Below are 14811 nucleotides of genomic sequence, written 5' to 3' on the forward strand. Positions count from 1 at the left end.
ATTAATGGGATTAGTTACATCAAAAGAAATTGCTAAAGTTATTGGAGTTGATAAGTTCGGTGCTGCCGGAACTTTTTTGGGTTGGACGTTGATGAAAATTTTACGTATTTCTGCGGTTAATAGATTGTATGATAATAACAAAGATAAGTCTGATCTTGATTTTTTAAACGGTATTTTAGACGATTGTAAAATTGAGTTCGAAATACCTGAAGAGGATTTTAAAAGAATTCCCAAAACGGGGCCTTTTATTACAATATCTAACCATCCTTTAGGAGGGATTGATGGTGTTTTATTAATGAAGTTATTGGTTGAGAAAAGAGCAGATTATAAAATTATCGCAAATTTTTTATTACATAGAGCGGAACCTCTAAAGCCTTATATAATGCCAGTAAACCCTTTTGAAAGTAGAAAGGATGCAAAATCGAGTTTGGCAGGTATTAAAGGAGCATTATTGCATTTACGTGAAGGTAAGCCATTAGGTATTTTTCCAGCAGGTGAAGTTTCAACACATCGTGATGGTAAATTAGTGATTGATAAACCATGGGAAGAAGGAGCGGTACGTTTAATTAAAAAAGCAAAAGTTCCTGTAATTCCTATTTATTTCCATGCTAAAAATAGCCCGTTATTTTATATTTTATCTAAAATTAGTGGCACGTTAAGAACAGCAAAACTTCCATCTGAAGTAGTTTCGAGAAACAAGAGAATAATAAAAGTACGAATAGGAAAGCCAATTTCTGTAAAAGATCAAGAACAATATAAAGATGTGCCTTCTTTTTATGAGTTTATAAGAAAGAAAACATATATGTTGGCAAATCCTTTTGAGAAAGCTTCTCAGAAAATTTTATCAACACAAAATTTAAAAATACCTAAAAAAGTAAGCAAAATAACTTCTCAGAGAACACCTGATTTATTTATTAAAGAGGTAGATGATTTAAGAGAAAAAGGAAGTAGGTTATTACAAAGTAAAAATTACGAGGTGTTTTTTGCGAGCGCAAAAGAAATTCCGAATATTTTACATGAAATAGGCCGATTACGAGAAATTACTTTTAGAGAAGTTGGAGAGGGAACAAATAAGGCAATTGATTTAGATAAATTCGACAGGTATTACCACCATCTTTTTTTGTGGGATAATGTACAAAATGAATTGGTAGGTTCTTATAGAATGGGCTTAGGTAAAGATATTTATAAAAAACATGGAATTAACGGTTTTTATATTCATACTTTATTTAGAATAGAGCCTGAGTTGTATCCGATGATGCAAAACACGATCGAATTAGGTAGGGCTTTTATTGCTAAAAGTTATCAGCAAAAACCTATGCCTTTGTTTTTATTATGGAAAGGAATTGTACATACAACATTACGTTATCCAGAGTATAAATATTTAATGGGTGGAGTAAGTATTAGTAATCAGTTTTCTGATTTTTCTAAATCGTTAATGATTGAGTTTATGAAATCTCATTATTACGATCCGTATGTTGCACAATACATTCACCCTAAAAAAGAATATAAAGTAAAGTTAAAGGATGCAGATAAAGATTTTGTATTTGACTCTACAGAAGCAGATATGCAAAAGTTTGATAAAATTATTGATGAAATTGAACCAGGAGCATTACGTATGCCTGTTTTAATTAAGAAATATGTGAAACAAAATGCACGTTTGGTCGCTTTTAATGTAGATCCTAAGTTTAACAACGCAATAGATGGTTTAATGTATATTAAGGTAGCAGAAATTCCAGAAAGCACCGTAAAACCAGTAATGGAAGAGTTTCAAGCAGAGTTAGAAAAGCGTGCTACAGAAAACATGAATAAATAGTAGATTAACTACTTAGAAAAACAAAAAAGCATTCTATTGGTAGGATGCTTTTTGTTGCTTAAAACGTAATAAAAAGACTTTTATAAATGTTGTTTTTCATCTTGAATACTTGTTTTTTAAGCGATAAAACAAAAGTGTTTAATTTTTAATAACCATATTAGTTTTTTTATAAAAAAACAGTTTCATAGTAAGTAATTCTACCATTGATATATAAACAAAAAGCATCGTAAAAATTACGATGCTTTTTGTTTATGTAGTCTTTGTACTATTACTTAAATAGCCTAAAAATATCATTTCCATTAGCAAATAGTAATAGAATAATCAGTAAAACAAAACCTGTTAACTGTGCATACTCTAAAAACTTATCACCAGGTTTTTTACCAGTAATCATTTCCCATAAGGTAAATACTACGTGTCCACCATCTAAAGCAGGTATTGGTAATAAATTCATGAAACCTAACATAATTGATAAGAAAGCGGTGATGTTCCAAAAAGATTGCCAGCTAAATTCAGCAGGAAAAATACTCCCAATAGAAATAAACCCTCCTAAACCTTTATAAGCGCCTGTACTCGGATTAAAAATCTTTTTCATTTGTTTAATATAGTTCGTTAAGGTAGTCCATGCTTTTGTAGTTCCGGCAGGGATAGCTTCACCAAAAGAATATGATTTTTCTGCCAGTTCGTAATACCCTAATTTTTCTAAATCGATTAAAGATACAGCTCCCCAAACAACACCTAAGTTTCCGTGTTCAGAAACTTTAACTGGAACGTTTAAAACCTCTTTATTTCTTTTTAAAGTAACAGTAACATCTTGCCCTTTTAAGTTTTGTAAAATAGGTTTTGCTTGATCGTAATATGTTATCGATTGTCCGTTAATTGCAGTAATAATGTCTTTTGCAAGAATATTAGCGCTTGCGTTTAATGAATCTTTTTGTAAGCCTGCAATTATGAAAGGATATCTTGGCGAGATAAAGCTACCAGCATTTTTACCGCGATCAATTAATTTAGAAATAAAATCAATAGGAATTACTTTATCTACTTTTACACCGTTTCTTTCAACTGTATAATTGTTTCCATTAATAAACTCTAAAGGAAGTTCTCTAAATTTCTGAATTTGTTCACCATCAACAGAAAGTATTTTGTCTCCTGTTTGTAAACCCAAATCTTTACCTAACTGATCTTGTACCCAAATACCATCTTTTAAACTTTCGTTTGGTAAAAACTTTTCACCATAAGCATACATTAAACAAATGTAAATAACGATACCTAAAATAAAGTTTACAATTACACCACCTAACATAATTATTAAACGTTGCCAAGCTGGTTTAGAACGAAATTCCCAAGGTTGTGGCGGTAATGCCATTTGTTCGGTGTCCATACTTTCATCAATCATTCCTGATATTTTTACATATCCTCCTAACGGAATCCAACCAATACCATAAACAGTGTCACCTATTTTTTTCTTGAATAATGAAAACTTATAATCGAAAAATAAATAGAACTTTTCTACTTTGGTTTTAAATATTTTAGCAGGAATAAAATGCCCTAATTCGTGTAAAACGATTAAAAGCGATAAGCTTAAAATAAATTGTGATGCTTTTATTAAAATTTCCATAAAGGTGTATATCTAAATTTAAAATCGGACAAATGTACGTTTTTCATAAGAGCTGTAAAAGTTTGTAGCATAGATGAGGTTTGGTTTTAACAAATCTTTTATGATATAAGATAAATAAGCCTTGTTTTTAGTCGTATTTTTGCAAAAAAAAAACACTAAAATGGATTTAAAATTCTTTAAAAAATCAAAAAGCACCTTACTTTTTTTAATTGTTTTTTGCGCGGTGGGTATTCCTGTTTTTTATCATTTAGTAAAAGTTGAAGAGAAATTACCTATTTATAATCCAGCAGATATCAATCCAAAACTGGTAGATATTTCTGTAAGAAAAAAATCTAGAAATCATAAAATAGGCGATTTTAAACTGATAAATCAGAACGGAGAAACAATTACAAATGCCGATTATAAAGATAAGATTTATGTAGCTGATTTCTTTTTTACGCGTTGCCAAACAATTTGTATTGTAATGGCTTATAACATGAGTGAATTACAAACACATTATAAAAATGATGATGATATTATGTTTTTATCACATTCGGTAACTCCGGTTATGGATAGCGTACCTCAATTAAGAAAATATGCGGATGCGAAAGGAGTAATTGACGGAAAATGGAATGTTACTACAGGTGATAAAAAACACATTTACAATTTAGCTCGTAAACATTATTTTGCTGTTTTAGATGAAGGAGATGGTGATGAAAATGATTTTGTACATACTGAAAATTTTGTTTTAATTGATAAAAAAGGACAAATTAGAGGTTCGTATGATGGAACCAAAAAAGAGAATATGCAAAAAATTATTGACGATATTACCTTATTAAAGCAAGAGTACATTAAGTAAACTTATCAAAAATAAAAGAAAAAAATAAACGTTAACTCGGAAACAAGTTCAAGTTAACGTTTATTTTTTTACTCTTAAAATTATGTATTTACCGTCATTTTGAATTTATTTCAGAATCACATAGTATGAAGCCAGTTAATAGCCATTAAAATTACTTTATTTTATTCCCTTCTTCATCGAAATTCTTATTAATCTCTTGTTCTGTTTTAATAACAGATACCGCTAAAGACAATAACATAATTGCCATAGGTTGCCAGGTTAACTCTTTAGCTATATAAGCCAATATTAATGACGCAATAAGTGAAATTGCAGAATAAATTAAGAATTGTTTATTAAAATAAGTATTAGCAAATTGCCAAACAACTTCATTCTTCATGGCTCTATTAGTTCGGTAACCATAAATAGCATTTATTTTTTTAGGCGGAAACAAGTAAAAAAGAATACTAAATACTAAAAGGATTCCGTTTACAGAAAGTACGTAATAATATGGGTTCATTGTTTAATTTTTAATTGAAGTAATAATTCCTTTTAATAGTGTATTCATATCTGCATTTTTGGTAAGCCCTGTACGAACGATTACTAAATTTTCGTTTGGCAAGATAAATACATTTTGTCCTTTATAACCATTAAAAGAATACATGTTTTTTGGTACATTAGGATATCTGTTACCTGCATTTAACCAAATTTGTGCACCATACCATCCGTCAGAACCAGGAGTTGGAGTTGTCGCATAATCTACCCAATCTTTATCAAAAAGATGCTCGCCATTCCATTCTCCATTATGTAAATATAAAAGTCCAAGTTTAGCCCAGTCTCTTGCTGTTGCCCAACCATAAGAAGAACCTACGTAATTACCACTCATATCGGTTTCTATTAGCATAGAATTCATGCCAATTTTATCGATTAACGCGCTGTACCAAAAATCTAAATATTCTTGATGCGTGTTAAATTGTTTACGAATTAGCCCTGAAATTAAATTGGTGGTTCCCGAAGAATAGTTCCAAGTTTCGTTTGGTTTTCCTGCAAGAGGTTTCTTTACTTGACTTTTAGTCATGTCTTCTTCAAGAAAAAGCATTTTACTAACATCAGAAATTGTATTGTAGTCTTCCAACCATTCTAAACCAGAATTCATTTGTAGTAAATTATGAAGCGTAATGTTTTTTCGTTCATCATTTTTCCACTCCTCAAATAAATTATCAGAATTCACATATAATTTTCGTTCGCATTGCAAAATTCCAACAATAGTACTGGTAATACTTTTGGTCATTGACCAACCTAATTGTTTAGAATTTTTATCAAATCCGTCGCTATATTTTTCAGCAATAATTTGATCTTTATAGATAACTAAAACCGAACGAGTTTGATTTACATCATTAAAAATAGTATCAATAGTTTCGTTAAGTTTTTTGTAATCAATATTTGAAAAAAGCGTATCTTTTTGATCAGCATTTCCATACGGAAACGGCGTAGAGTTATCAGGTTTACTACGTTTAGGAACCAATGTTTTTTTAGAAACATCATATGTGTCATTTATTAAAACAGCACCTAAACCTTCTCTATAAATTGCCTTTCTTTTTAAAAGACCAAAAGCAGTACCTGTAGCCGATTTCTCCTCTTTGTTTATTTCATCAGAAGTTAAGTTAATAGGAGAAAAATCATTGTCGTTTTTATCAGTAAATGCTAAACTACGTTCCGCTAAAAAAACTGAGGAAGCGGTGTTTTTTGCAGAATAACCCGCAAGAATATTTAACTTCGGATAATTAAAATAAACAGCCACAGCTAATATTACAACAACCAGTAAGAGTATTCTTTTTAAATTCTTCATATAAAACAATTTTAGCAAATGTAAGAATTTAATTGTTTGATGTTTGTATTTGAAAAAGCAAGCAGTACCTTTGTTTAAAATAATGATTTTTATATGTTTAATGTAAACGAAATTAGAGCTGATTTTCCTATTCTTAATAGAGAAGTACACGGAAAAAAATTAGTGTATTTTGATAATGGAGCAACTTCACAAACGCCACAAGTGGTTATTGATGCTATTGTTGATTATTACTCTAATTACAATGCGAATATTCATAGAGGCGTACATACTTTAAGTCAGGAAGCAACAGATAAATATGAAGAGGCACGCCTTAAAGTTCAAAAGCACTTTAACGCAAAACAATCATACGAGATTATTTTAACCGCTGGTACAACGCATAGTATTAATATTGTAGCTTCAGGATTTGCAGCTTTGTTAAAAGAGGGAGATGAAGTTATCGTTTCTGCTTTAGAACATCACTCGAATATTGTTCCTTGGCAAATGCTTTGTGAAAAAACAGGTGCCATTTTAAAGGTCATTCCTATGAATGAAGATGGCTCTTTACGAATGGATGTTTACTATGAGTTATTAAACTCAAAAACAAAATTGGTTTTTTGTAACCATGTATCAAATGCCTTAGGAACCATAAATCCGATAAAAGAAATTATTCATGCAGCTCATAAATTCGGAGCTTATGTTTTAATTGATGGTGCACAAGCAGTACCGCATATAAAACCAGATGTTCAGGAGTTAGATGCTGATTTTTATGTAGCTTCTGCTCATAAAATGTGTGGCTTCAACAGGTGTTGGTTTATTATATGGTAAAGAAGAGTTGTTAAACTTATTGCCGCCATATCAAGGAGGAGGAGAGATGATTGAAACCGTAACTTTCGAAAAAACTACCTACGCAGGTTTGCCTCATAAATTTGAAGCAGGAACACCTAATATTTGTGGAGGAATTGCTTTTGGAGCTGCCATAGATTATATGAATGCTATTGGCTTTGATAACATTGCAAAACAAGAAAGCGAACTGTTAGCGTACGGAACAGAAGAATTAGAGAAAATTGAAAATTTAAAAATATACGGAACCACTAATAAAGCATCTGTAATATCATTTAATATTGAAGGAATTCATCCTTATGATATTGGTAGTATTTTAGATAAATTGGGTGTTGCCGTTCGTACAGGGCATCATTGCGCACAGCCTATTATGAATTTTTATTGTATTCCGGGTACAGTAAGAGCATCGTTTGCTTTTTATAATACTAAAGAAGAAATAGATGTTTTGGTAACCGCTTTAAAAAGAGCACAAATGATGTTGAGTTAAAAATTTCTTTTAGCGAATAGCATTTTATATCTAAAAAAAAGACCTCACAGATTTTAAAAATCTGTGAGGTCTTTTTTTTTAGAGTCTGTTTAAATTTTATCTAAAAAAGATATAATAAATCGAATCCGTCTACCTGAATTTATTTCAGGTTCACATCCTAATTTGCCATAATTCTACTTTTGATGCGATGGAGAACTAAATTCAGTATTATCTACATATTAAATTGTGTAGAAATGCCTAGCCCCGATTGAAGCATTTGTTTGAGCTCTTTTTTATTTTTCTTAAAAAAAGCGAGTGCTGAAAGCGGGAAATAGCTTCAAATTAATTTTAGAGTGCTTTAAATTTATTGTCTTTTAATCTCTCGACATAAAAATTTGTAAAACATACCAAAACAACAACATTAAAGAAGCAAATAAGCCTAATGCAGCCGGTATATAATCGTCGGTAGAAAATTTGTTAACCAAGTTAGAGGTTTGGTATAAGATAGTACCTGCAGCTAACACACACATTCCTACAGAAAACCATAAACCTAAATTAAAACCGAATAAAGTACCCGCAATAATAAGTCCGATTGCAATAAAGAAACCAACACTTAAGCCTGCTTTTATAAAAGAAAAATCTTTTTTAGTGATAAATACAATTGATGATATTCCTACAAACAATCCTAAAGTTACAATTCCGGCTTGTTTAATAATTTCAAAATTATTAGTGTAAGAAATTGCCATATAAATAAGCGGAATAAAAATAAATGCTTCTGCAAATACATAGCCCGAGTATGCTAAATACTGTAAATTTTTGTCAGATGTTTTTAAGGCAGTACTTTCTGCATAATTGGTAATCAACATAAAACCACCTAATAATAATAGCCATTTATAACCCTGGGTCATCGATAAAGCAAACTCTACTATTGTAGCGTTTTGCAATAATAAATATTCAAATACGATAAATAATAATACCCCTAAACCAACATGTGCATAGGTTTTTTTGTAAAAAGCAACTCTATCTGTTTCTGATACTTGAGCTACTAGAATTTTATTGTTAAATGAGTTTTCCATAATTGTTTTTTTAAGTTAACAAATATAGTTTTTTGTAAATAATTTAAAGTGTTGATTTGTCTTTGTGAAAAAATTAAACTTTTGGTGTTTAATTTGCATTATTCTTAGTTTTAAATGTTTAAAATTGCCGTTTATCCTGTTTTTTTCATAAAAATTAAACATATTATTTTTTTTAGAAATTGGCGTTCCCAAGTCTATTTTAAAGGGAGTGCGAGTTTTTTTTAACTTTTTTTTAAGATTTGAAAAAAAGAGTATATTGGACATCGATAAAAAATCCTTCAAAAACTTATCAAAATGATAAGAAAAAAGATGATTATTTGCAAAAATAATAATTCGGTGTTTTTTAAAAATTAATAATGCCAATAGGCAAAACTTAACTAACTTTTTAATTTTTATAACATGAAAAGAATTTTTTTAACATTAGCAGTTGCTGCTACCGTTTTAGTAGGATGTCAAGACAATAGTAATGATTCGGTTTTACCGGCTCAAGAAGCAATTGATATGAGCGACTTTTATGTAGAGACTGATGAGGCTCAACATAGGGGAGGAAATGACAAGTGTTACTCAATGAGAGTTTTAAACCAACAATTAAAAGAAAATCCAGGATTGTACAAGAAAATGTACGATATCGAGTATGCTACACGTAAACTTATCGCTGCTAAAGGAAAACCAACAAACGGTGGTGGAAACACTGGCGGAGGCGGAGGTACTACTCCAGAGCCAGACAATTTAGGAGTTGTTAATATACCTGTATATGTACACGTTGTATACAGTAATTCTCAAGAAAACATAAGTAACGCACAAGTTGCTTCACAAATTACAGTTTTAAATAACGACTTTAGAAAGCAAAATTCTGATGCAGGTAATACACCTTCTGAATTTGCAGGTAGTGCAGCAGATTCTGAAATTACTTTTACTTTAGCGGGAACTTTTAGACATTCTAACTCTACTTCATCTTGGGGAACTAATAATGCAGTAAAATCTGCTTATCCTCCAGTAACACCAGCTACTCACTTAAATATTTGGGTTGCTAACATTGGTGGTGGTATCTTAGGATATGCTCAATTTCCAGGAGGTAGTTCTGCTACAGATGGTGTTGTGTGTTCTCCACAGTATTTTGGAACAACAGGTTATGTATCTGCTCCGTTTGATGGTGGTCGTACAATGACTCACGAAGTTGGTCACTACTTAAATTTACGTCATATTTGGGGAGATGGTAGATGTCGTCAAGATGATTACGTAGCTGATACTCCATCCTCTGATGCTCCAAATTACGGATGTCCTTCTTATCCAACAGTTAATTGTAAATCTACTGATATGACAATGAACTATATGGATTATACTGATGATGCTTGTATGACAATGTTCTCTGAAGGTCAAAAATCTAGAATGAGAGCTATTTTTGCTCCAGGAGGTTCAAGAGCTTCTATGTTAAACTAAACAATATATTTTTAGAATAAATTAAAAGTCAAGAGAATTTTCTCTTGACTTTTTTTATTTTTATAGATTGAATACTCTAAAGTTAGTCATTACAAAAGTATTATTTTTAGGAAATGTTTTTGTTAATAGAGTTGAAAATAAGAAGCAGAATAATAATATGAATTCAAGTAAAATAGTAATTGCACATCGTGGAGCATCAGGATATTTACCAGAGCATACAATGGAAGCAAAAGCAATGGCCTACGCTATGAATCCTGATTATATTGAGCAAGATTTGGTGTTAAGTAAAGACAATGTGCCAATTGTTATTCATGATATTTATTTAGAGGATGTTACCAATGTTGCTGAGGTTTTTCCTGATAAAAAAAGAAAAGACAATCGATATTATGTAATTGATTTTACTTTTGATGAGTTGCAGCAATTACAAGTAACCGAACGTTTTGACCCAAAAACTGGAGAGCAATTTTACGAGAGTCGTTTTCCTAAAAATAAAGGAAGTTTTAAACTGCATTCTTTTGAACAAGAAATAGAATTGATTCAGGGTTTAAATTACAGTACAGGGAAAAATATCGGAATTTATCCAGAGATTAAAAACCCGGAATTCCATCACGAAAACGGAAAAGATATCGCTAAAATCACTTTAGCTGTTTTGTCAGATTATGGTTATAAAACAAAAAGTGACAATTGTATTTTTCAATGTTTTGATGCCAAAGAATTAGAAAGAGTTCGGGTAGAATTAGAATCTGATTTGTTCTTAGTACAATTAATTGAGTTTACAGAAGAAACAAAAAAATTAGACCATTTTGTAACGTATGCTGACGGAATTGGACCGTGGTACAAGCAAATTTTGAATAAAAAAGAAAACGGAAAATGGTTGTTTACTTCTTTGGTTGCTGATGCGCACAAACTTGGATTAAAAGTGCATCCGTATACTTTTAGAGCCGATCAACTAGATGAGTTTTCTTCTTTCGATGAAATGCTACAAGTATTATTCTTTGAAGCAAATATAGATGGTGGTTTTACTGATTTTCCTGATAAAATGGTACAGTTTTTAGCTAAGAAATAACTCTAATTCATGTAAATAGATATTATTGAATTTAACTTCAAAAATAAATAGCTTCGGTTTAGTTATTACTGTTCTTTAGTATCTATATCTTTTATCAAACCAAAGGCAAAATAAACAACTAAAAATCCGCCAAAAACAATACAAAGCCACATAAAAATTTTAGTTTTCCAAAAAGGGGTGTTTTTTTGTTTTACGGCTTCTTGTTCAATTCTTGAAAAATTTAAAACGCTTGCTTCTTTTAGGGCAATTGTTTTGTTAGAAATAAAATTACCTAGATCGTACGAAGGTTTATTAAGTGTAGTATCAATAACTATTGTGTATTTTTTCTGTTGCTTTAAATTAGCGATTAGGTATACTGGTTTTTGTAATAATTGTACGTTTTCTATCGCCAAAGGCGGATTGTCTTTATTTTCGATTTCTATGCTAAATCCTTTTTCATTTAAGTTGTTAAGAACAAACGTATTTTTGTTTTTAGAATTCAATTGAAATCTGGCAATTACTTGATCATAAGTTTCAATACGTTTTTTAATTTTACGAGTTCTCTTTACGATAACCTTTGCGTTACGCAGAAAAAAATCAGTAGTAATATTAAACGAAATAGTATTTATTTTATGAGCATTTTCTGCCGAAAATTTAAGTTGAGTTACTTTTTTATCTTTTAAAATAACAGTTTTTTGTTTGTAATTAGAAACCTCTAAAGGTGCTTGCGTAAAAAACTTACTTTCATAAACTCCAGCTTCTAAAATATTGATAGGTAATGAGTTTTTATCGTTAAAATTAATACGTAAAAATGCATAAGTATTTAGTGGGAAATCAATCGTTTTTTCTAAAAACACGTTTCCTGATGCCGTTTTACTAGGAATATTTATATAAGATAGTTTTTTATCAGAAACCAAACCAAACCAATCTTTTCCGTTGTCACTACCATATACATTATAGCTTTTTCTGATTTTAGTATTTGCTATTTTAAGTGTAATATAATCTTGCTTTTTACCACTTTCATTTTTGATAACAATAGAAGTAACAGAATCTTTAATTATTTTTTTAGACGCTATTTTAACCGTTTTAAAAGTAGAAAAATTCCTGTCGTTATTATAAATTAAAACATAGGGAACCTCGTTTTTTTGAGCATCTTTTATTCGTAAAGTATTAAAATTATCACTACTTGAAGAACGTATCTTTTGAGATAGCATTATCTTATGTAAACCATCTTCTTTAATTGTATCTAAAGATCCTTTATGGCTTTGGCTAAATCCAGTAATTGCAATAAAAAAGGCTGCTAATAAACTATATTTCTTCATTGTTGTCTTCTTTTTCTGAGGTTTCATCAACTACTAATTTTTTAATTTTTTGATACACAAAAGAAATCACTAATATTAAAATACCTAATAAAATAAAAGCAATTATTTTTCCGGTTTCTGATACGTTTTTAATATCGTACATAAACAATTTAACAATCGTTAAACCTAGCAACGAAAGTGCAATTACGCGCAATGTTTTCCACTGTCTTCTTATTCCTATAATTAAAAATATAAAAGAAAAAACACCCCAGAGTATTGGATATCCTATTTTTATAATTTGTGTTTTAGTTTCTTGCACTTGTGTGTTTACAAAATTGCTTTTTAAGTATCGATTATCTTCAGTGTCGGGAAATTTTTCGGCTAATTCAACTACATCAACCGTATTAGAAATATACAAACCATGGGTCATTATTTCATTACTTAATACATATACAATCGCAAAAGTAAATAACCAAGGCAACCACTTGCTTTTCGTTGCTTTTATATTAAAAATTGAATGTGTTTTTTTAAATAGCTGATATCCGAAATAAATTAAACACGCTACAACAATATAATGAAAGTAAAAAGCATATTTAGAATGGGTGTTGCCGATGAAATTTTGAGCCATTTCGTTTGCTGGAAACTTATAAAAAGAAAGAATATAAAATAAGATAGAAAAACCACTTATTAATAATACGAACTTAGAAAATGCTTTGTTTTTTAATATTGCCGTTAAGTATAATAAAACAGCCACAAAAACAAAATGATAAACTAGTGGGAAAGATAACACTGAAAAAGTGTTTTCTAAAAACTGATCTGCTTGGTAACTGATTTCCAAAATTCCTGTGAAATAACTTACAAGAACCGCAAGAATTAAAACCAATTTTTTGTAAAAATTAATATTTAGCAGAAAAACTTTAGCAACAACTTCCTTTTCTTTTTGTAATAACCAATACGTTAAAAACATCGAAATACTTACCATAAAACCAGCAATAAATAACGGATTAAAAACTACTGATAATTCTTCGGATGAACCATAACGATCCCAATCTATTAATAAGCTAAAAAGCGTTAGAGTTTGTACAATTACGGCGCCTATTTTAAAAGAATTAATTTTCGATTTTTGTGACAACCAAAATAACAACACTGCTTCTGCAGCCCAAAATAAGGTAATATGATTTCCTTCAAATTGAATTGGTATTGTAAGTGTAACAAAAGTAAGTGCTAAGCCAATTAAGAGATATATTGCGTTTTTATCTAATCCGAATTTTTTATATAAAACAGTGGCGTAACCTAAATTATAAACCGCTAATAACAATGTGAATAATCCAGTAAGATTAGAGTCTAAATCATTTAGTATTAACATTCCCGTTCCGAAAAACACAAACGTATTCGCAACCAAAATAAGATACTCTATTGCAGAGAAAACACCTTTGTTTTTAAGGTTATTTAAAACAATAGTAATACTAAATATAAAATAAAAGATAGTAGCAAAAGTTAAGGCTCCTGTATGTGAAAATGAAGGTTCACCTATTTTTAAGGCGCACCAGCTAGTAAATAATATGGTAGTGAAAATGTACGCTAGAATAGTTGAAATCTTCCATTTTTTAAAATAAGAAATACCTAATATACCAATGTTTAAAATGGCAATATATGTGAATAATATAATGTAATTACCTTCACCAGTACTTACCATAAAAGGTGCAGCAAATCCGCCAATTAATGATAAAACAGCTAATTCTTGACGGTTGTAAGAAACAGAAACTAAACTACTAAAGGCAGTAATAACTGCCATTATACTAAAAGCAACGGTTTGGCTAAATAATTGATATTCGTTAAACGCAATATAAATAGTAAAATAAAAGATACTAATTGCTCCGGCTACTAAAACGGAGCTAAAAGAAGCATAGTTTTTCTTTAGTTTATGAGCAATAGCCATAACAAGCGAACCGCATAAAATACCAATACCTACTCTTGCAGGTTCGTTTATCCAATCTTTATCAATTGCATATTTAACGAAGAAACTAATTCCCAAAACTAAAATTAAGATTCCGAGTTTATTAATTAAGTTTTCACCGATAAATTTCTCTAAATCAGGGTTTTTCTCCTTGAATGAGTTTAACCAAGATTTTTTTGGAGTTGTTTTAACTTTTTGCTGTACAACTTGTTTTTGAGTTATAGCTGAAGTAGGTTTTTGTGGAGTGTCAACAATTGGAACTGGTTGTATTGTTTTTCCGATGCTTTTTTCGGGAACAATAGTAGTAGGTTTTACTACTTTAATCGGTTCATCCTTTACAGTTTTTTTAGCTACAACAACTGTTTCTTTTGTTTCGGAAGCTGTTCTTTTTGAAAGAATTTCATTTTGAAGAAAACGAAGTCGGTTTTTTAAATCTTCAATAGTTAAGTTTTGCTCTTTAAACTTGCTGTTTATATTTCTGTTAAGAAAATAGAAACATAAAATGAGTGTTATAAATAAAAAACCTTCCATAGAATCTTTTTTGAATTTTAATATCAAATGTAAACTTTTAAAATGATAACGATTGTTGTAATAATTAAAATGAAAAAGTAACTTT

General features: G+C 30.1%; 10 protein-coding genes and 1 pseudogene. 5 read left to right on the forward strand and 6 right to left on the reverse strand.

All coding sequences use genetic code 11. The features are described 5' to 3' along the window. Window positions 1-4: 4 nt before the first annotated feature. Window positions 5-1813, forward strand: a complete 1809-nt coding sequence (locus PG912_RS00760) for a lysophospholipid acyltransferase family protein (RefSeq protein WP_275688093.1) — start codon at window positions 5-7, stop codon at window positions 1811-1813. 268 nt (window positions 1814-2081) lie between these two features. Here PG912_RS00760 and rseP read toward each other — a convergent pair whose 3' ends face one another. Beyond that, window positions 2082-3428, reverse strand: coding sequence for an RIP metalloprotease RseP (gene rseP, locus PG912_RS00765; protein ID WP_275688094.1), 1347 nt, complete (start codon window positions 3426-3428; stop codon window positions 2082-2084). Window positions 3429-3588: 160 nt separating this feature from the next. On the opposite strand from rseP, the gene PG912_RS00770 reads away from it, so the two are divergent. After that, the gene (locus PG912_RS00770; protein WP_275688095.1) at window positions 3589-4266 is read left to right on the forward strand and encodes an SCO family protein; all 678 of its coding nucleotides are present in this window, start codon (window positions 3589-3591) and stop codon (window positions 4264-4266) included. Between the two features lie 151 nt (window positions 4267-4417). Here the strand turns inward: PG912_RS00770 and PG912_RS00775 are convergent, their stop codons facing one another. Both PG912_RS00775 and PG912_RS00780 read right to left on the reverse strand, forming a co-directional pair. Further along, window positions 4418-4762 (reverse strand): SdpI family protein, encoded by a 345-nt coding sequence (locus PG912_RS00775; protein WP_275688096.1) that lies wholly within the window; start codon window positions 4760-4762, stop codon window positions 4418-4420. Window positions 4763-4765: 3 nt separating this feature from the next. Then, complete coding sequence (locus tag PG912_RS00780; protein WP_275688097.1) at window positions 4766-6091, reverse strand: serine hydrolase domain-containing protein; 1326 nt, start codon at window positions 6089-6091, stop codon at window positions 4766-4768. 93 nt (window positions 6092-6184) lie between these two features. Here PG912_RS00780 and PG912_RS00785 point away from each other — a divergent pair. Then, window positions 6185-7397 (forward strand): annotated as a pseudogene (locus PG912_RS00785) (aminotransferase class V-fold PLP-dependent enzyme). 353 nt (window positions 7398-7750) lie between these two features. Here the strand turns inward: PG912_RS00785 and PG912_RS00790 are convergent. Continuing rightward, window positions 7751-8452 (reverse strand): Bax inhibitor-1/YccA family protein, encoded by a 702-nt coding sequence (locus PG912_RS00790; protein WP_275688098.1) that lies wholly within the window; start codon window positions 8450-8452, stop codon window positions 7751-7753. Window positions 8453-8851: 399 nt separating this feature from the next. Between PG912_RS00790 and PG912_RS00795 the strand changes: the two genes are divergently transcribed. Together PG912_RS00795 and glpQ are read left to right on the forward strand one after the other, a co-directional pair. Then, window positions 8852-9892, forward strand: coding sequence for a zinc metalloprotease (locus PG912_RS00795; protein ID WP_275688099.1), 1041 nt, complete (start codon window positions 8852-8854; stop codon window positions 9890-9892). 67 nt (window positions 9893-9959) lie between these two features. Further along, a complete protein-coding gene (gene glpQ / locus PG912_RS00800) occupies window positions 9960-10958 on the forward strand; it encodes a glycerophosphodiester phosphodiesterase (protein ID WP_275688100.1) in 999 nt (332 codons plus the stop codon). Window positions 10959-11023: 65 nt separating this feature from the next. On the opposite strand, the gene PG912_RS00805 is transcribed toward glpQ, so the two are convergent. After that, window positions 11024-12286, reverse strand: a complete 1263-nt coding sequence (locus PG912_RS00805) for a hypothetical protein (RefSeq protein ID WP_275688101.1) — start codon at window positions 12284-12286, stop codon at window positions 11024-11026. Continuing rightward, a complete protein-coding gene (locus tag PG912_RS00810) occupies window positions 12246-14753 on the reverse strand; it encodes a DUF2339 domain-containing protein (protein ID WP_275688102.1) in 2508 nt (835 codons plus the stop codon). The genes PG912_RS00805 and PG912_RS00810 overlap by 41 nt, the downstream gene beginning before the upstream one ends. Window positions 14754-14811 lie beyond the last annotated feature (58 nt).

It is taken from the genome of Tenacibaculum retecalamus (assembly GCF_027941755.1).
In the GTDB taxonomy this organism is placed as follows: domain Bacteria; phylum Bacteroidota; class Bacteroidia; order Flavobacteriales; family Flavobacteriaceae; genus Polaribacter; species Polaribacter haliotis_B.

Coding starts and splice junctions, on each gene's coding strand:
- rseP (WP_275688094.1), bottom strand. CDS start 3,428: ATGGAAATTTTAATAAAAGCATCACAATTTATTTTAAGCTTATCGCTT.
- PG912_RS00775 (WP_275688096.1), bottom strand. CDS start 4,762: ATGAACCCATATTATTACGTACTTTCTGTAAACGGAATCCTTTTAGTA.
- PG912_RS00770 (WP_275688095.1), top strand. CDS start 3,589: ATGGATTTAAAATTCTTTAAAAAATCAAAAAGCACCTTACTTTTTTTA.
- PG912_RS00760 (WP_275688093.1), top strand. CDS start 5: ATGGGATTAGTTACATCAAAAGAAATTGCTAAAGTTATTGGAGTTGAT.
- PG912_RS00780 (WP_275688097.1), bottom strand. CDS start 6,091: ATGAAGAATTTAAAAAGAATACTCTTACTGGTTGTTGTAATATTAGCT.
- PG912_RS00805 (WP_275688101.1), bottom strand. CDS start 12,286: ATGAAACCTCAGAAAAAGAAGACAACAATGAAGAAATATAGTTTATTA.
- PG912_RS00795 (WP_275688099.1), top strand. CDS start 8,852: ATGAAAAGAATTTTTTTAACATTAGCAGTTGCTGCTACCGTTTTAGTA.
- PG912_RS00790 (WP_275688098.1), bottom strand. CDS start 8,452: ATGGAAAACTCATTTAACAATAAAATTCTAGTAGCTCAAGTATCAGAA.